The 18026-nt window shown below is 58.2% G+C and carries 13 protein-coding genes; 10 read left to right on the top strand and 3 right to left on the bottom strand.

Annotation, left to right across the window (positions count from 1 at the left end; genetic code table 11):
* Nucleotides 1–10 precede the first annotated feature (10 nt).
* Complete coding sequence (gene fruA, locus EDF81_RS06560) at nucleotides 11–1696, top strand: PTS fructose transporter subunit IIBC (RefSeq protein WP_123347280.1); 1686 nt, start codon at nucleotides 11–13, stop codon at nucleotides 1694–1696.
* A gap of 62 nt (nucleotides 1697–1758) precedes the next feature.
* On the opposite strand, the gene nfo is transcribed toward fruA, so the two are convergent.
* Both nfo and EDF81_RS06550 read right to left on the bottom strand, forming a co-directional pair.
* Nucleotides 1759–2616: a deoxyribonuclease IV gene (nfo, locus tag EDF81_RS06555; RefSeq protein WP_123347279.1), complete on the bottom strand. Its 858-nt coding sequence runs from the start codon at nucleotides 2614–2616 to the stop codon at nucleotides 1759–1761.
* Nucleotides 2617–2693: 77 nt separating this feature from the next.
* Nucleotides 2694–3737, bottom strand: a complete 1044-nt coding sequence (locus EDF81_RS06550; RefSeq protein WP_123347278.1) for a YeiH family putative sulfate export transporter — start codon at nucleotides 3735–3737, stop codon at nucleotides 2694–2696.
* Between the two features lie 116 nt (nucleotides 3738–3853).
* Between EDF81_RS06550 and yieE the strand changes: the two genes are divergently transcribed.
* From yieE to EDF81_RS06525, 4 genes are all read left to right on the top strand, one after another.
* Nucleotides 3854–4720, top strand: coding sequence for a DNA-binding transcriptional regulator YeiE (gene yieE, locus EDF81_RS06545; RefSeq protein WP_123347277.1), 867 nt, complete (start codon nucleotides 3854–3856; stop codon nucleotides 4718–4720).
* A gap of 152 nt (nucleotides 4721–4872) precedes the next feature.
* Complete coding sequence (locus tag EDF81_RS06540; RefSeq protein WP_123347276.1) at nucleotides 4873–6342, top strand: amino acid permease; 1470 nt, start codon at nucleotides 4873–4875, stop codon at nucleotides 6340–6342.
* 305 nt (nucleotides 6343–6647) lie between these two features.
* Nucleotides 6648–8630 carry a catecholate siderophore receptor CirA gene (gene cirA / locus EDF81_RS06530; protein WP_123347275.1) on the top strand — a complete coding sequence of 661 codons (1983 nt, stop codon included), beginning with the start codon at nucleotides 6648–6650 and terminating at the stop codon, nucleotides 8628–8630.
* Nucleotides 8631–8942: 312 nt separating this feature from the next.
* Nucleotides 8943–11378, top strand: coding sequence for a glucose/quinate/shikimate family membrane-bound PQQ-dependent dehydrogenase (locus EDF81_RS06525; RefSeq protein ID WP_123347274.1), 2436 nt, complete (start codon nucleotides 8943–8945; stop codon nucleotides 11376–11378).
* Nucleotides 11379–11446: 68 nt separating this feature from the next.
* Here the strand turns inward: EDF81_RS06525 and fghA are convergent, their stop codons facing one another.
* Nucleotides 11447–12283 carry an S-formylglutathione hydrolase gene (gene fghA / locus EDF81_RS06520; RefSeq protein WP_123347273.1) on the bottom strand — a complete coding sequence of 279 codons (837 nt, stop codon included), beginning with the start codon at nucleotides 12281–12283 and terminating at the stop codon, nucleotides 11447–11449.
* Between the two features lie 150 nt (nucleotides 12284–12433).
* On the opposite strand from fghA, the gene EDF81_RS06515 reads away from it, so the two are divergent.
* The 5 genes from EDF81_RS06515 (at nucleotide 12434) to mglB (ending at nucleotide 17967) form a co-directional block, all read left to right on the top strand.
* Nucleotides 12434–13570 (top strand): YbfB/YjiJ family MFS transporter, encoded by a 1137-nt coding sequence (locus EDF81_RS06515; protein WP_123347272.1) that lies wholly within the window; start codon nucleotides 12434–12436, stop codon nucleotides 13568–13570.
* 114 nt (nucleotides 13571–13684) lie between these two features.
* On the top strand, nucleotides 13685–14350 hold the full coding sequence (gene folE / locus EDF81_RS06510) for a GTP cyclohydrolase I FolE (RefSeq protein ID WP_123347271.1): 666 nt from the start codon (nucleotides 13685–13687) through the stop codon (nucleotides 14348–14350).
* Nucleotides 14351–14362: 12 nt separating this feature from the next.
* Nucleotides 14363–15523: a DUF418 domain-containing protein YeiB gene (gene yeiB / locus EDF81_RS06505; protein WP_123347270.1), complete on the top strand. Its 1161-nt coding sequence runs from the start codon at nucleotides 14363–14365 to the stop codon at nucleotides 15521–15523.
* Between the two features lie 155 nt (nucleotides 15524–15678).
* Nucleotides 15679–16704, top strand: a complete 1026-nt coding sequence (galS, locus tag EDF81_RS06500) for an HTH-type transcriptional regulator GalS (protein ID WP_123347269.1) — start codon at nucleotides 15679–15681, stop codon at nucleotides 16702–16704.
* Nucleotides 16705–16968: 264 nt separating this feature from the next.
* A complete protein-coding gene (mglB, locus tag EDF81_RS06495; RefSeq protein ID WP_123347268.1) occupies nucleotides 16969–17967 on the top strand; it encodes a galactose/glucose ABC transporter substrate-binding protein MglB in 999 nt (332 codons plus the stop codon).
* The last annotated feature ends 59 nt before the right edge of the window (nucleotides 17968–18026 follow it).

The raw sequence follows: 18026 nt of genomic DNA, 5'->3' as shown, positions 1-18026 counted from the left end.
GAGAGACATAATGAAAACGCTGCTGATTATTGATGCTGGACTCGGGCAGGCCCGCGCCTGGATGGCGAAGACCCTACTCGGTGCAGCTGCGCAAAAAGCGCAGCTCGAATTGACTGAAAACCCGAACGAAGCCGAACTGGCTATCGTCCTGGGCTCTGCTGTACCTGCTGATAGCGCGCTGAATGGCAAACAGGTTTTCCTGGGCGACATCAACCGTGCGGTGGCCCACCCGGAACTGTTTCTGAGTGAAGCTAAAAACAATGCCAGCGCTTACGTGGCTTCGGCTGCTGCGGCACCGGCAGCAAGCGGTGGCGTGAAACGCGTCGTGGCGATTACCGCCTGTCCGACCGGCGTGGCGCACACCTTTATGGCGGCGGAAGCGATCGAAACCGAAGCGAAAAAACGCGGCTGGTGGGTGAAAGTGGAAACCCGTGGCTCCGTGGGTGCGGGCAATGCCATCACCCCGGAAGAGGTGGCAGAAGCCGATCTGGTGATCGTGGCGGCGGATATCGAAGTGGACTTGGCGAAGTTTGCCGGTAAGCCGATGTACCGCACCACCACCGGTCTGGCGCTGAAGAAAACGGCTCAGGAGCTCGACAAGGCGCAGGCGGAAGCCAAACCTTATCAGCCTTCGGGTCAGGCGGCCTCCACCGCCAGCGATAAGAAAGAGAGTGCCGGTGCCTACCGTCACCTGCTGACCGGCGTATCCTACATGCTGCCGATGGTCGTGGCCGGTGGTCTGTGTATTGCGCTCTCGTTTGCTTTCGGTATCGAAGCCTTTAAAACGCCGGATACCCTTGCCGCTGCGCTGATGCAGATCGGGGGCGGTTCTGCCTTCGCCCTGATGGTGCCGGTCCTGGCCGGTTATATTGCCTTCTCCATTGCTGACCGTCCTGGCCTCACGCCGGGTCTGATCGGCGGTATGCTCGCCGTGAGCACCGGTTCCGGCTTTATTGGCGGGATCATCGCTGGTTTCCTTGCGGGCTACGTGGCGAAAGCGATTAGCCAGAAAGTGAAGCTGCCGACGAGTATGGAAGCGCTGAAGCCGATTCTGATCATTCCGCTCTTCTCCAGCCTGATTGTGGGTCTGGCGATGATCTACCTGATCGGTAAACCGGTTGCCGGCATCCTGGAAGGCCTGACCCACTGGCTGCAGACCATGGGCACCGCTAACGCGGTCCTGCTGGGTGCAATCCTCGGCGGTATGATGTGTACCGATATGGGTGGTCCGGTAAACAAAGCGGCTTACGCATTCGGCGTTGGCCTGCTGAGTACCCAGACCTACGCACCAATGGCTGCCATTATGGCTGCCGGTATGGTGCCGCCGCTGGCCATGGGCCTGGCGACGCTGGTGGTACGCAACAAATTTGATAAAGGTCAGCAGGAAGGGGGCAAAGCCGCTCTGGTTCTGGGTCTGTGCTTTATCTCTGAAGGGGCGATTCCGTTTGCTGCCCGCGATCCGATGCGCGTTCTGCCGTGCTGTATCGTTGGTGGCGCGGTGACCGGGGCGATCTCCATGATGATTGGCGCGAAGCTGATGGCACCGCACGGTGGTCTGTTCGTGCTGCTGATCCCTGGCGCAATCACGCCGGTGCTCGGTTACCTGCTGGCGATTGTCGCCGGTACGCTGGTGGCCGGTCTCTCCTACGCCGTGCTGAAACGTCCTGAAGCGGCTGCGGTTGCTAAAGCGGCGTAATTCGCGACACAAATAAAAAGGGCCGATAGCGAAACGCTATCGGCCCTTTTTTTCACTCGACGTCAGACGACGGCAGAAGCCGTTTGCTGCGCGTTGAGCCAGGCAATCTCTTCCGCCCAGATATCCGGGTTAACGGTTTCCAGGATCAGCGGAATACCGTCGAAGCGGCTGTCCTGCATAATCCAGCGAAACGCGTCGTGGCCGATATTGCCTTCTCCCAGGCTATGGTGACGGTCAACCCGGCTGCCAAAGGCACTTTTCGCATCGTTCAGGTGCATACCGCGCAGATACTTAAAGCCGACGATCCGCTCAAATTCCGCGAAGGTCTTTGCACACTCTTCCGCACTGCGCAGGTCGTACCCGGCGGCGAAAGCATGGCAGGTATCGATACAGACGCCAACGCGGGATTTATCTTCCACGCCGTCGATAATCGCCGCCAGATGCTCGAACTTAAAGCCGAGGTTGCTGCCCTGACCGGCGGTATTCTCAATGACCGCCGTCACCCCTTTGGTCTGGTCCAGGGCGATATTAATCGACTCGGCGATCCGCGCCAGGCAGGCGTCTTCATCGATCTGCTGCAGATGGCTACCGGGATGGAAATTCAGCAGCGTCAGCCCCAGCTGTTCGCAGCGCTGCAGCTCATCGATAAAGGCCTCGCGGGACTTCTCCAGCGCCTCTTCCACCGGGTGGCCGAGGTTAATCAGATAGCTGTCGTGGGGCAGGATCTGTCCGGGTTTAAAGTTGTACTTCTCACAGGCGGCTTTAAACTCGTCGATGGTGTCATTCGTCAGCGGGGCTGCACGCCACTGACGCTGATTTTTGGTAAACAGGGCAAAGGCCGTTGCGCCGATTTCAGCGGCGCGGATGGCGGCGTTGGCAACACCGCCGGAGGCGCTAACGTGCGCTCCGGTATATTTCATTTTCAAACTCCTGGTTAAACCCGCCAGGGGGAACAGCCTGTCATCATAGCGGGTCTTACCGGGGAGTATGTAGTGGTTTATGCCATCACCGCCTGAACCAGCAGATTAATCGCACCGCCGCCGACGATCAGCCAGACAAAGAGCATCAGCGCCATCAGCAGGGGCTTAACCCCGGCTTTTTTCAGGGCGCTGACGTGGGTGGTCAGTCCCAGCGCCGCCATCGCCATCGCCAGCAGCAGCGTATCCAGGGTCACCAGCAGGTGGACCAGCCCTGCTGGCAGCAGGGAAAACGAGTTGAAGATCGCCACCAGAATAAACAGTACCGCGAACCACGGAATGGTGATTTTGCCGCCCTGTGTCGTGGTGCTGGTGGCCTTGATCCTGGCGCTAAGGAAAATCAGGAAGGGAGCCAGCATCATGACCCGCAGCATTTTGGCAATCACCGCCGCGCTTTCGGTTTCCGGACCGACCGCGTGTCCTGCGGCGACCACCTGGGCGACTTCGTGCATCGTCGATCCCATATAGATGCCGTAGGCCTCCGGGCTGAACCAGCGCGACAGCAGCGGCCAGAGGGCAGGGTAGAGGAAAATCGCCAGGGTGCCAAAAATCACCACCGTGGCAACGGCGACCGTCACCTTATCGGCGCGGGCTTTGATCACCGGCTCACTGGCCAGTACCGCCGCCGCGCCACAGATACTGCTCCCGGCGCCAATTAGCCAGCAGGTTTCTCTGTCCAGCCCGAAGAGTTTTTTTCCGACAAAACAGGCCAGCGCAAAGGTGCTGATAAGCGTTAAGGCATCGATAACCAGCCCGCTGACGCCGACTTCAGCAATTTGCGAAAACGTCAGGCGAAAGCCGTAAAGGATAATGCCGAGGCGCAGCAGATGCTGCTTTGCAAAGATCACCCCGCCGCTGCAGTGCTCGTCTATTCGCGGATACAGCGTATTGCCCAACACCATTCCCAGCAGAATGGCCAGCGTCAGGGCGCTGAACCCGGCGGCGGAAATGGCGGGGTTGTTTCCGGCCCACAGGGCAATACCGGCGACCAGCAGGCTCAGGATAAGACCCGGCGCGTAGTGGCGTAATACGTTATGTTGTGGGTGTAGTGTTAATGCTGTCATCACCTTCTCCTTTCTCTGGATAAAAGGTTACGGCGGGCTGGCTTAAAAATAAAATTGATTATATATTTATAATCAATCTGAATAAGTGGTTAATGCCACGCGCTGCGGACCTCCCTATGCATATCACCCTGCGACAACTTGAAGTCTTTGCTGAAGTGCTGAAAAGCGGCTCCACCACCCAGGCATCCCAGCGGCTGGCGCTCTCCCAGTCGGCGGTCAGCGCGGCGCTGACGGACCTGGAAGGGCAGCTCGGCGTGCAGCTGTTTGACCGGGTCGGTAAACGGCTGGTGGTCAACGAACACGGGCGGCTGCTCTATCCGCGGGCGCTGGGCGTACTTGAGCAGGCGACGGAAATCGAGCAGCTTTTCCGCGAAGAGAACGGCGCGATCCGGGTCTACGCCAGTAGCACCATCGGCAACTACATTATGCCGGAGGTGATTGCCCGCTATCGCCGCGACTTCCCGGATCTGCCGCTGGAGCTGAGCGTGGGTAACAGCCAGGATGTGATCAATGCGGTGGCCGATTTCCGCGTGGATATCGGTCTGATTGAAGGCCCGTGCCACAGCGCGGATATTGTTGCCGAGCCCTGGCTTGAGGATGAGCTGGTGGTCTTTGCCGCACCCGACAGCCCGCTGCTGAAAAGTGAAGTGACGTTACATAGCCTGGCCGCCGCGCCCTGGATCCTGCGAGAGCGCGGCTCCGGCACGCGTGAGCTGGTGGACTATCTACTGCTCTCTCATCTGCCGCAGTTCCATCTGGGCATGGAGCTGGGTAATTCCGAGGCGATCAAACATGCGGTGCGTCACGGGCTGGGGATCAGCTGTCTGTCCCGGCGGGTGATTGCCGAGCAGCTGGACACCGGCAGCCTGGTGGAAGTGACCATTCCGCTGCCGCGTTTAACCCGTACTTTATGGCGTATCCACCACCGCCAGAAGCATATCTCCCAGGCTCTGAGCCGGTTTTTCGACTACTGCGGCCGCTAAGACTTTCGCCTGTCCGGCAGGCGAAAGATACTGCTTTGCTAATAATCCGTCGCCGATCATGAAGGTGTCTTATAACCCGTGGAATGTGCCAGAAGCTTGCCTTATGGTCTGCTACAATCGCGCCTCATTTTTTGGATGGACAGCATTTTCACATGGTTTCCGAAACTAAAACCACACAAGCGCCCGCGCTCCGTCGCGAACTTAAGGCGCGTCACCTGACGATGATTGCGATCGGCGGTTCCATCGGTACAGGCTTATTTGTTGCATCAGGGGCGACAATCTCTCAGGCGGGCCCGGGCGGCGCGCTTTTATCCTATATGATCATCGGTCTGATGGTTTACTTCCTGATGACCAGCCTCGGCGAGCTGGCGGCCTATATGCCGGTGTCCGGCTCCTTTGCCACCTATGGCCAGAATTATGTTGAAGAGGGCTTCGGCTTCGCGCTGGGCTGGAACTACTGGTACAACTGGGCGGTGACTATCGCCGTTGACCTTGTGGCTGCACAGCTGGTGATGAGCTGGTGGTTCCCGGATACGCCGGGCTGGATCTGGAGCGCCCTGTTCCTTGCCGCCATCGTGCTGCTGAACTGGATCTCCGTAAAAGGCTTCGGTGAAGCAGAATACTGGTTCTCATTAATTAAAGTCGCCACGGTAATTATCTTTATCGTGGTCGGCGTGCTGATGATTATCGGCATCTTTAAAGGCGCACAGCCGGTGGGCTGGAGCAACTGGACGACGGGCGATGCGCCGTTTGCCGGTGGCTTTGCGGCGATGATTGGCGTGGCGATGATCGTCGGTTTCTCCTTCCAGGGCACCGAACTGATTGGTATCGCAGCCGGTGAATCCGAAGATCCGGCGAAGAATATCCCGCGCGCGGTGCGTCAGGTATTCTGGCGTATCCTGCTGTTCTATGTGTTCGCGATCCTGATTATCAGCCTGATCATTCCCTACACCGACCCGAGCCTGCTGCGCAACGACGTGAAAGATATCAGCGTCAGTCCGTTTACCCTGGTCTTCCAGCACGCCGGTCTGCTGTCTGCGGCGGCGGTCATGAATGCGGTGATCCTGACGGCGGTACTGTCGGCGGGTAACTCCGGGATGTATGCGTCTACCCGTATGCTCTACACCCTGGCCTGCGACGGTAAAGCCCCGCGTATCTTCGCCCGTCTGTCTAAGGGCGGCGTGCCGCGTAACGCGCTGTATGCGACCACGGTTGTTGCCGGTCTCTGCTTCCTGACCTCTATGTTCGGTAACCAGACTGTCTACCTGTGGCTGCTGAACACCTCCGGTATGACCGGCTTTATCGCCTGGCTCGGTATTGCTATCAGCCACTACCGCTTCCGTCGCGGTTTTGTGTTGCAGGGACACGATCTGAACGCGCTGCCTTACCGTTCAGGGTTCTTCCCGCTGGGACCGATCTTCGCCTTTGTGCTGTGCCTGATGATCACCCTGGGCCAGAACTACGAAGCCTTCCTGGCCGATACCATTGACTGGGGCGGCGTAATGGCGACCTATATCGGTATCCCGCTATTCCTGATTATCTGGTTCGGCTACAAGCTGAGCAAAGGCAGCCGCTTCGTGCGCTACAGCGAAATGCAGTTCCCGGGTCATTCTAAAAAGTAAGTTCCTGCCCGAATACGATGACAGGCCCCCGTACCTTCCGGTGCGGGGGCTTTTTTATCTCTTCGCGTTACGCCATTCCTTCTTGTCATACCTGATAACAATTGAATTGATAATTGTTATTGTTTGCATTATCGTTACGCACGAAATCAAAAGGATGATGGACCCGGCAAGCGGCCCGCACGCCTACGTCACGACATCTGCCAACGATAATTCTCGTCAGCCAACGTCGCCGACGAAATAAATACCCGTGTGAGCAATACCGGTTTGATTTTTTTGTTATTTTTTCTAGCTCATGGAGATAAGGAATGTTTACGTTAAACCCTCTGATGCGGGGCGGCCTTTTTGCGTCCGCATTGACGCTGGCGGTGCCGGTTATCGCCGCCGATAACGGCGAGACTATGGTTGTCACCGCCTCTGCCACCGAACAAAACCTCAAAGATGCCCCCGCCAGTATTAGCGTGATTACCCAGGAAGAGCTGCAGCGCAAGCCGGTGCAGAACCTGAAGGACGTGCTGCGCGATGTACCGGGCGTACAGCTGACCAGCGAAGGGGATAACCGTAAAGGTGTCAGCCTACGCGGTCTCGACAGCTCTTATACGCTGATCCTGATCGACGGCAAGCGCGTCAGCTCCCGCGCAGCGGTCTTCCGTCATAACGATTTCGATCTTAACTGGATCCCGGTTGAAGCCATCGAGCGTATCGAAGTGGTGCGCGGGCCGATGTCCTCCCTCTACGGCTCCGACGCGCTGGGAGGCGTGGTGAACATCATCACCCGCAAAGTGGGCAAAGAGTGGACCGGCTCGCTGAGTCTGGACACCACCATTCAGGAACACCGGGATCGCGGTGATACCAACAGCGGCCAGTTCTTTACCAGCGGCCCGCTGGTTGACGGCGTGCTGGGCATGAAAGCCTACGGCAGCGTCAGTAAACGCGATAAAGACAGCCAGCAGTCTTCCACAACAAGCACCACGGGACAGACGCCGCGTATTGAAGGATTCACCAGCCGGGACGGCAACGTTGAGCTGGCATGGACCCCGACAGAGGATCATGATTTCAGCCTCGGTTACGGCTTCGATCGTCAGGACCGTAGCTCCGATTCGCTGGATCGTAACCGCCTTGAACGCCATAACTACTCCCTTAGCCATAATGGCCGCTGGGGTACGGGTAATAGCGAACTGCGCTTCTACGGCGAGAAAGTGGATAACCGCAATCCCGGCAGCAGCAATATCACCTCACGTAATAATGCGGTGGACGGTAAATATGTCCTGCCGCTGGGCGAGATTAATCAGCTGGTGACGATTGGCGGCGAATGGCGTCGCGAAGAGCTGACGGACCCGGTTAACCTGACCGGCGGCGACAGCAGCAAAACCTCGGCCAATCAGTATGCGCTGTTCCTTGAAGATGAATGGCGTATCTTCGAGCCGCTGGCCCTGACCGCCGGGATCCGTATGGATGACCACGAAACTTACGGCGATCACTGGAGCCCGCGTGCGTATCTGGTCTATAGCGCGACCGATACCGTAACCCTGAAAGGGGGCTGGGCAACCGCCTTTAAAGCGCCGTCTTTGCTTCAGCTAAATCCGGACTGGGCCACCAACTCCTGTCGCGGCAGCTGCCGCCTGGTGGGGACTGAAGACCTGAAGCCGGAAACCAGTGAAAGCTTTGAGCTGGGCGTCTACTATGCGGGTGAAGAGGGCATTCTAGACGGCGTGCAGGCCAGTGCCACCGTCTTCCAGAACAATATCGAGGATATGATTGGCAACAACCGTACCGCCTCGCTGACCGATGCGCCGAACTATGCCAACTTCGTCGGTTTCTGGACCAACCCTTCCAACGGACGCAATATTCCGGTCTTCAGCTACTACAACGTTAATAAAGCCCGTATCCAGGGGCTGGAGACGGAGCTGAAAATTCCGTTTAACGAACAGTGGAAAGTCAGCCTCAACTATACCTACACCGATGCGCGGGATCTGAGCAACGGGGGCAACGCGCCGCTGTCGGATCGTCCGTTCCACACGGCGAACGGTACCCTGGACTGGCAGCCGCTGGACGACTGGTCCTTCTATCTCACCGGTAACTACACCGGGCAGAAACGTGCGACCACCAGCGCCTCTGCGACGCCCGGCGGCTATATGATCTGGAACCTCGGCGGAGCCTGGCAGGCGACGAAGAACGTGAAAGTTCGCGCCGGCGTACTGAACCTGGGTGACAAAGATCTGAGCCGGGACACCTACAGCTATAACGAAGACGGCCGTCGCTACTTTATGGCGCTGGATTACCGCTTCTGATAGCCGATACCGGCCACGTAAGTGGCCGGTATGTTTATCTGGTTTTGTAGCAAAAATGCTGTTTAGATGTATCTTTGCCGTTTCGTTGTTCACTTGAACGTAGCGTGAATGTTACAATTTCCCTGCCGTCAGGCAGCGGACCGCCGTCAATAACGGCTGCCATCCGGTAGTCGTCTCTGTCGCACCGATGCGTGCCCGTCGCACCTTGCTTTACAAAAAAACAATTTTCAGCGCATTGACCGCCGTCGATAGCGCCTGCCTTGCAGGTGGCTGGACGGACGGGCGCTTTGTATTTTCCGGAGGGGTTCTTCTATGGCTGAAACAACGTCCCGCCCGACAAAAGGGTTGGGGATCTGGTGTGTGCTGCTTGGGCTGGTGCTGTTAGCCGTCGGCCTGTTCTTTGCGATTGGCGGCGGTAAGCTGCTTTCGCTGGGCGGCAGCGCTTACTTTCTGATTGCCGGTATTGTCATGCTTCTGTCGGCAATCCAGTTCTTCCGCAAAAAGTCGTCTGCGGTGGTGCTGTTCCTGCTGGTGTTTGTCGGCACCCTGATCTGGGCGCTGGCCGACGTGGGCACCGAATTCTGGCCGCTGGTCTCTCGCCTGATGGTGCCGACCGGACTGGCGCTGCTGGTGCTGATCACCTGGCCCGCGCTGCGCAAGCGTGAAGGCAAAACGGCGCTGGCCGCACCGTCTTACGGCTTTGCTGCCGTGCTGGCCGTCGGGATGGTGGTGACGCTGGTACAGATGTTCCAGCCGCATCCGAGCGTGGCCTTTAAAGGCGAAACGCTGCCGCTGGTGCCGGTAAAAGCAGGCGAAGAGCAAAAAAACTGGGATAACTACGGTAATACGCCGGAAGGCAGCCGCTTTGTCGCGCTGTCGCAGATCACCCGCGATAACGTGAAGGATCTGCAGGTCGCCTGGACTTTCCATACCGGTGATACGCCGGAAAGCCCGACCGGCAACGGTGCTGAAGATCAGCAAACCCCGCTGCAGGTAGGCAATACCCTCTATCTCTGTACGCCGCATAACAACGTGATTGCGGTGGAAGCCGACAGCGGGAAAGAGATCTGGAAACGCGAGATCAATGCCCAGGCGGAAGTCTGGAACCGCTGCCGCGGACTGGCGTACTTTGATGCCACGAAGCCGCTGACCCAGCCGACGCAGCCAGGCTCTACGCCGGTGCTGCCTGCGCTGCAGGTGGGCGAGAGCTGCCAGCGTCGTATCCTGATGAACACCATCGATGCGCGCCTGATTGCCATCGATGCCGATAACGGCCAGTTCTGCGAAGGCTTCGGCGATCACGGCGTGGTCGATCTGAAAGCGGGACTGGGCGATTCACCCGACCCGCAGTATCAGCTGACTTCTGCCCCGACGCTTGCCGGGACCACCATTGTGGTGGGCGGTCGCGTGGCGGATAACGTCCAGACCGATATGCCAGGCGGCGTGCTGCGCGGTTTTGACGTGATTACCGGCGCAATGCGCTGGGCCTTCGATCCGGGTAATGCCGATCCTAACGCGGTCCTGATGCCGGGTAAAAACTTTGCCCGCAGCACGCCGAACTCCTGGGCACCGATGTCTTACGATCCGGCGATGAACACCGTGTTTATCCCGATGGGCAGCTCCTCGGTGGACCTGTGGGGCGCGGACCGTACCCCGCTCGATCATAAATACGGCGCGTCGGTGCTGGCGCTGGATGCGACGACCGGTAAAGAGAAGTGGGTCTATCAGACCGTGCATAACGATCTGTGGGACTTTGACCTGCCGATGCAGCCAAGCCTGGTGGACTTCCCGATGGAAGATGGCACCAGTAAACCGGCGGTCGTGATCGGCGGCAAAACCGGGATGATCTTTGTGCTCGACCGGATGACCGGTAAGCCGCTGACCAAAGTGGAAGAGCAGGAAATTCCGCTGGGTAATATCCCGAACGAGCAGTACACCCGCACCCAGCCGCGTTCCGTCGGGATGCCGCAGATTGGCAACCAGACCCTGACCGAATCGGACATGTGGGGCGCGACGCCGTTCGACCAGCTGATGTGCCGCATTAGCTTTAAATCCATGCGCTACGACGGCCTGTTTACCGTACCGGGTACCGATCTCTCCCTGAGCTTCCCTGGCTCTCTGGGCGGTCTGAACTGGGGCGGTATGTCCGTTGACCCGAACAATCGCTATCTGTTCGTCAACGATATGCGTCTGGGCCTGTGGGTGCAGATGATCCCGGCTGATACCAAAAAAGCGGAGGCCAGCAACGGCGGCGAAGCGGTCAACACCGGTATGGGCGCGGTACCGCTGAAAGGCACGCCGTATGCGGTGAACAAAAACCGCTTTATGTCGCCGCTGGGCATTCCGTGCCAGGCGCCGCCGTTCGGCAGCCTGTCCGCCATCGATATGAAAACCCGTCAGATTGTCTGGCAGGTACCGGTCGGTACCGTGCAGGACACCGGTCCGTTCGGGATCAAGATGCGTGCACAGATGCCGGTCGGTATGCCGACGCTGGGCGGCACGCTGGCGACCCAGGGTGGCCTGGTGTTTATCGCCGGTACGCAGGACTACTACCTGCGTGCGTTTGACTCCGCAACCGGGAAAGAGGTGTGGAAAGCACGTCTGCCGGTGGGCAGTCAGGGCGGTCCAATCAGCTATGTGTCACCGAAAACCGGCAAGCAGTACATCCTGATCTCCGCCGGTGGCGGCCGTCAGTCGCCGGATCGCGGTGATTACGTGATTGCGTATGCGCTGCCGGAAGGCAAATAACTAAAAAGGCCGACGAAAGTCGGCCTTAACGAACAAGAGAGCCGCGGCCAGAAGGTCGCGGCTTTTTTTTAGCCGCGTAAATGGGCGGCGTGGAATCGCAGGTGGTCTTCGATAAAGGTGGCGATAAAGTAGTAGCTGTGATCGTAGCCAGGCTGGATACGCAGCGTCATCGGCCAGGCTTTCTGCCGCGCCGCTTCTGCCAGACGGGCTGGCTGGAGCTGATCGGCGAGGAACTGATCGTTATCACCCTGATCGATAAGCGTCGGGATCGCATCCTTCACGTCGCTTGCCATCATTAATGCGCAGCTGTCCCAGGCCAGCCAGTCGGCCTTATTCTCCCCGAGATAGTGGCTGAACGCTTTCTGTCCCCAGGGCACTTCCGCCGGGTTAACGATGGGTGCAAAGGCTGAGACGCTGGTGTAGCGGCCCGGATTTTTCAGCGCCAGAGTCAGCGCGCCGTGGCCGCCCATCGAGTGGCCCGTGATGGCGCAGCGATCGCTGACGTTAAAGCGCTCACGAATCAGCGCCGGCAGTTCGTCGGTCAGGTAGTCGTACATCCGGTAGTGCGCGGCCCAGGGTTCACGGGTGGCATTCAGATAGAAGCCTGCGCCTTTGCCCAGATCGTAGCCGTCATCATCGGCAACGTTATCGCCGCGCGGGCTGGTATCCGGCATTACCAGCACAATCCCCAGCTCGGCGGCAATACGCTGTGCCCCGGCTTTGGTAGTGAAGTTCTCGTCGTTGCAGGTCAGTCCCGACAGCCAGTAAAGCACCGGTGGCGGGGCGGTATCGTGCGTCGGCGGCAAAAAGATGCTGAAGGTCATGGTGCAGTTCAGCGCGGTGGAGTCGTGCCGCCAGCGTTGCTGCCAGCCTTCGAAACAGCGGTGCTCTTCGAGCATTTCCATGCAGGGCTCCTTTAACAGAATGTTGCGCAGTGCGCGTAATGAATGACCCATAATACAGGGATTTCATGGTCCTGTGAGCAACTTTCACTTCCCGATTACCCTCGCCTGGTCCATCATGTACGTAACTTTACATTAACATTTGGGATGGCTATGGCGCTGCGGGTTGCTCTGAGCGGCTTTATTGTACTGGTCGTAGCGATGGGGATTGGCCGCTTCGCCTTTACGCCACAGGTTCCTCTGATGATCCGCGACGGGGAGCTGACGCTGACCAGCGCCGGGCTGGTGGCGGCGGTCAATTATCTTGGCTATCTGCTGGGCGCCTGGGATGCGATGCGCGCTTCACGACACGTTGAAATCCGCCTTTATACGGGGATTGTTGGCGCGGTTGTGCTGACTTTACTTTCATCCCTGGCGGATAACGCCTGGCTACACGGTGGCTTAAGGCTGGTGCTCGGTGCAATGAGCGGCTGGGCGATGGTATTAACCGCGGCCTGGATCAACGAGCGGTTGGCGCATGCCGGACGCCCGGGGCTGAATGCGGCGGTGTTTGCCGGGCCGGGGGCGGGCATCGCACTCAGCGGCCTGCTGGCGGTGGCGATTCAGGCCAAAGGGTTAAGCGCTTCGGCGGGCTGGCAGCTTTACGGCGTGCTGGCGCTGGTCCTGGTGATATTGATTGCCCGCTATCTTCCGCGTCCCGGCGATTTGCATCGCAGCGGAGAAAAACCGCAACCCCTCGCGATGACGTCAGATATTCGTCGCCTGGTACTGAGTTATTCCCTGGCCGGGTTTGGCTATATATTGCCTGCCACCTTCCTGTCGCAGATGGCGGCAGCGCGTTTTCCCGGTAGCCTGTTCGCCCAGTTTGTCTGGCCGGTTTTCGGCGGCGCGGCGGTGGTGGGGATTGCTCTGAGTATTGCGCTGCGTCACCTCGGGCATAGCCATCAGCGGCTGGCTATCGTGCTCTGGTTACAGGGGCTTGGCGTGCTGGCAGCCTGGCTGTGGCCGGGCATGAGCGGGCTGGTTATCGGCGCGCTGCTGGTGGGCGGCGGCTTCCTCTGTGCGGTTCAGCTTTCTCTGCTGTATGGCCGTGAACTGGCTCCGCAGCACGCCCGCTATATGGCCGGGCTGATCACCACCGGCTACGCCATTGGGCAACTGATCGGCCCGATGACCTCGGCGCTGTCGAGCGCGCTGACCGGGAAGCTGGAACCTGCGCTAAGTCTGGCGGCGATCGCGCTGTTTGCGGCGGGCGCGCTGGTCTGGCGTCGTCACGATCAAAGGCTGTAGCAATTGCAATAATTATGCGGGTGCGCACTGGATTATGTGCGCCACCTCACGCACAATAAGTGAAACTTTGCCCCATGAAGGACAAAGATAGTCCCGCCTGCAGGAGAACTCGACATGTCATCACTCAGTAAAGAAGCCGCTCTGGTTCATGAAGCGCTGGTTGCCCGCGGCCTGGAAACGCCGCTGCGCCCGCCGGTTGATCTGGATAATGAAACCCGCAAACGCCTGATCGCCGGGCATATGACCGAAATTATGCAGCTTCTTAATCTCGATCTGAGCGACGACAGCCTGACGGAAACCCCGCACCGCATCGCCAAAATGTACGTCGATGAGATCTTCTCCGGGCTGGATTATGCCAATTTCCCGAAAATCACGGTGATTGAGAATAAAATGAAGGTCGATGAAATGGTGACGGTGCGCGACATTACGCTGACCAGCACCTGCGAACATCATTTCGTCACCATCGACGGTAAAGCGACCGTGGCCTATATCCCGAAAGAGTCGGTGATCGGCCTGTCCAAAATCAACCGCATCGTCCAGTTCTTCGCCCAGCGTCCGCAGGTGCAGGAGCGACTGACTCAGCAGATCCTCACCGCGCTGCAGACGCTGCTGGGTACCAACAACGTGGCCGTTTCTATCGATGCGGTGCACTACTGCGTCAAGGCGCGCGGTATTCGTGACGCGACCAGCGCCACCACCACCACTTCGCTGGGCGGACTGTTTAAATCCAGCCAGAATACGCGCCAGGAGTTCCTCCGCGCCGTTCGTCACCTCGGCTAAGGCGGTACAGGGATGGAGAGAAACGTCACCCTCGATTTTGTTCGGGGCGTCGCTATTCTTGGCATCCTGCTGCTCAATATCGTCGCTTTCGGTCAGCCGAAAGCGGCCTATCTGAATCCCGCCTGGTACGGGGAAATCACCTCCCGCGATGCCTGGACCTGGGCTACGCTCGATCTCTTCGCCCAGGCGAAATTCCTCACCCTGTTTGCCCTGCTGTTTGGGGCCGGGTTACAGATGCTGCTCTCAAGGGGTAAGCGTTGGATCCAGACCCGCTTAACGCTGCTGGCACTCGTTGGTTTTCTCCACTGCCTGCTGTTCTGGGAAGGGGATATCCTGCTGGCCTACGCGCTGGTAGGGCTGGTCTGCTGGCGAATGGTGCGCGATGCGGGCAGCGTTAAAACGCAGCTGACGACCGGCGTCGTGCTTTATCTTATCGGTGTGGGCGTTTTGCTTCTGCTGGGGATTATCTCCGGCGATTCGGTGAATCGTGCCTGGGTGCCGGATCTCTCTGCGCTGCAGTATGAGCATTTCTGGCGCACCCGGGGCGGGGGAGAAGCCATCAGCAACCGGCTCGACATGCTCTCCAGCAACCTGCTGGCGATTGGCGCTCAGTATGGCTGGCAGCTGGCGGGAATGATGCTGATCGGCGCGGCTCTGATGCGCAGCGGCTGGCTGAAAGGGCAATTCAGCCTGGCGCATTATCGCCGCACCGGCCTGGTACTGGTGGCGCTGGGGATGCTTATCAACCTGATGGGCATTGTCGCCCAGTGGCAGTCTGGCTGGTCTTATCGCTGGAGCGCGTTTCTTCTACAGGCCCCGCGTGAGCTGAGTGCGCCGCTGCAAAGTATCGGCTATGCCGCCTTAATCTGGGGCTTCTGGCCGCAGATCGCTCGCCTGCGATGGCTGGCGGGCCCGGTGGCCTGCGTCGGCCGCATGGCGCTCAGCAACTACCTGCTGCAGACGGTCATCTGCACCACGCTTTTCTGGAAGCTCGGTCTGTTTATGCACTATAACCGCCTCCAGCTTCTGGCCTTTGTGCCGCCGGTCTGGCTGGCAAATCTGCTCTTCTCCGTGTTCTGGCTGCGCTATTTCCGCCAGGGGCCGGTGGAATGGCTGTGGCGCAGACTGACGTTACACTTCGCCGGAACACCCATCTCCAGTACATCCAGATAACGATCTGGATCACAATCGTTAACAAAACGGATGTAACCGTTTCCATTGCTGTGACCTCTCTCACGTAGTGCCGTCCTGCTCGCTGCCAGAATACTCTCCTTGCTGAACACAGGAGGTGGTCGTGCGTTGCTGCAATCAACAACAGGGCGGTACCTATGCTAACCATTCGTGACGTCGCCCGGCTGGCGGGCGTCTCCGTCGCCACCGTTTCCCGGGTGCTGAACAACAGCACTCAGGTCAGTCCCGATACCCGCGATAGCGTCATGAAAGCCGTGGCGCAGCTGGGCTATCGCCCCAATGCCAATGCCCAGGCGCTGGCAACTCAGGTCAGTGACACCATTGGCGTGGTGGTGATGGATGTCTCCGATGCCTTCTTTGGCGCGCTGGTCAAAGCCGTGGATATGGTGGCCCAGCAGCATCAAAAAAATGTGCTGATTGGCAACAGCTATCACGAGGCGGAAAAAGAGCGAAATGCCATTGAAGTGCTGATCCGTCAGCGCTGTAACGCCCTGATTGTGCACTCAAAAGCCCTGAGCGATGAAGAGCTGGCGGCCTTTATGGAGCAGGTTCCCGGCATGGTGTTAATTAACCGCACCGTGCCCGGCTATCTGCACCGCTGCGTCGGGCTGGACAATATTAGCGGTGCGGTGATGGCGACCCGGATGCTGCTCAATAACGGCCATCAGCGTATTGGCTATCTGGCCTCCAGCCACCGTATCGAAGATAACGATCTACGCTATGAGGGTTGGCAGCGTGCGCTGCAGGAGCGCGGCATTGTCCCGCTCGACAGCTGGCTGGCCTCCGGTTCGCCGGATATGCAGGGCGGAGAGGCGGCGATGGTTGAGCTGCTGGGCCGCAATCCCGGTCTGACCGCCGTTTTTGCCTATAACGACAGCATGGCCGCCGGTGCTCTGACGGCGCTGAAAGATAACGGCGTTGCGGTGCCGCAGCAGTTTTCCCTGATTGGTTTTGATGATATTCCCATTGCCCGCTATACGGATCCGCAGCTGACGACCGTCCGTTATCCGGTGGCGTCGATGGCAAAACTGGCGACCGAGCTGGCGTTACAGGGGGCCGCAGGCAAGCTGGATATCAGCGCTACCCACTGCTTTATGCCGACTCTGGTGCGGCGTCATTCAGTAACCCCGAAACAAAATGTGGCGACGATCACTAACGCGTGATGTGCGGCGATGTAACCGTTTCCAATCTGTGAGTAAATTCACAGTATCTTAACAATGCGCTGGCTATGATGGCGGCGTTGGATGGGCTGAAACACAATGTAACGGAGACCCGTCAGACTACAAGCAGCATTCCTGGAGCGTTACCGACTACGGAAGATTGGTTTTTATAAAGTAAACTTCGGCGATCAGTAACGTTTTCTTAACCTGCTGTCCTGCCGAGCGTTTTTCACCAGTACTACCCTGCATAATAAAACTGGAGATACCATGAATAAGAAGGTGTTGACCCTGTCTGCTTTGATGGCCAGCATGTTTTTTGGCGCGACTGCACAGGCTGCGGATACCCGCGTTGGCGTAACCATTTATAAATACGACGATAACTTTATGTCGCTCGTGCGCAAAGCTATCGAAAAAGACAGCAAAGCGGCGCCAGATGTTCAGCTGCTGATGAACGACTCCCAGAACGACCAGTCCAAACAGAATGACCAGATCGACGTGCTGCTGGCGAAAGGCGTTAAATCGCTGGCCATCAACCTCGTTGACCCGGCGGCGGCAGGAACGGTTATCGAGAAAGCGCGTGGCCAGAATGTGCCTATCGTGTTCTTCAACAAAGAACCTTCCCGTAAAGCGCTTGATAGCTATGACAAAGCCTACTACGTGGGTACCGACTCCAAAGAATCCGGCATTATTCAGGGCGATCTGATCGCTAAGCACTGGGCGGCGAACCAGGGCTGGGATCTGAACAAAGACGGTAAAATCCAGTTCGTGCTGCTGAAAGGCGAGCCGGGTCACCCGGATGCTGAAGCCCGTACCAGCTACGTGATCAAAGAGCTGAACGAAAAAGGCATCCAGACCGAACAGCTGCAGCTGGATACCGCCATGTGGGATACCGCAATGGCGAAAGACAAAATGGACGCCTGGCTCTCCGGTCCTAACGCTAACAAAATCGAAGTGGTTATTGCCAACAACGATGGCATGGCGATGGGTGCGGTCGAAGCGCTGAAAGCACACAACAAATCCAGCATTCCGGTCTTCGGCGTTGACGCCCTGCCTGAAGCGCTGGCGCTGGTGAAATCCGGTGCAATGGCCGGTACCGTGCTGAACGATGCTAACAACCAGGCGAAAGCCACCTTCGATCTGGCGAAAAACCTCGCCGAAGGTAAAGGCGCGACCGACGGCACCAACTGGAAACTCGAAAACAAAGTGGTTCGCGTTCCATACGTTGGCGTTGATAAAGAAAACCTCGCCGAGTTTGTTGGCAAATAAGTGCACTAACTTATTTTGGGCGTACAAAAGTACGCCCACTTATTATCGTAATTAAAAGA

This window comes from Enterobacter sp. BIGb0383 (assembly GCF_003751845.1).
GTDB lineage: Bacteria > Pseudomonadota > Gammaproteobacteria > Enterobacterales > Enterobacteriaceae > BIGb0383.
Note: the sequence above shows the minus strand (reverse complement) of the source record. Positions and strands in the feature narration are given on the sequence as shown.

Coding starts and splice junctions, on each gene's coding strand:
- fruA (WP_123347280.1), top strand. CDS start 11: ATGAAAACGCTGCTGATTATTGATGCTGGACTCGGGCAGGCCCGCGCC.
- nfo (WP_123347279.1), bottom strand. CDS start 2,616: ATGAAATATACCGGAGCGCACGTTAGCGCCTCCGGCGGTGTTGCCAAC.
- EDF81_RS06550 (WP_123347278.1), bottom strand. CDS start 3,737: ATGACAGCATTAACACTACACCCACAACATAACGTATTACGCCACTAC.
- yieE (WP_123347277.1), top strand. CDS start 3,854: ATGCATATCACCCTGCGACAACTTGAAGTCTTTGCTGAAGTGCTGAAA.
- EDF81_RS06540 (WP_123347276.1), top strand. CDS start 4,873: ATGGTTTCCGAAACTAAAACCACACAAGCGCCCGCGCTCCGTCGCGAA.
- cirA (WP_123347275.1), top strand. CDS start 6,648: ATGTTTACGTTAAACCCTCTGATGCGGGGCGGCCTTTTTGCGTCCGCA.
- EDF81_RS06525 (WP_123347274.1), top strand. CDS start 8,943: ATGGCTGAAACAACGTCCCGCCCGACAAAAGGGTTGGGGATCTGGTGT.
- fghA (WP_123347273.1), bottom strand. CDS start 12,283: ATGGAAATGCTCGAAGAGCACCGCTGTTTCGAAGGCTGGCAGCAACGC.
- EDF81_RS06515 (WP_123347272.1), top strand. CDS start 12,434: ATGGCGCTGCGGGTTGCTCTGAGCGGCTTTATTGTACTGGTCGTAGCG.
- folE (WP_123347271.1), top strand. CDS start 13,685: ATGTCATCACTCAGTAAAGAAGCCGCTCTGGTTCATGAAGCGCTGGTT.
- yeiB (WP_123347270.1), top strand. CDS start 14,363: ATGGAGAGAAACGTCACCCTCGATTTTGTTCGGGGCGTCGCTATTCTT.
- galS (WP_123347269.1), top strand. CDS start 15,679: ATGCTAACCATTCGTGACGTCGCCCGGCTGGCGGGCGTCTCCGTCGCC.
- mglB (WP_123347268.1), top strand. CDS start 16,969: ATGAATAAGAAGGTGTTGACCCTGTCTGCTTTGATGGCCAGCATGTTT.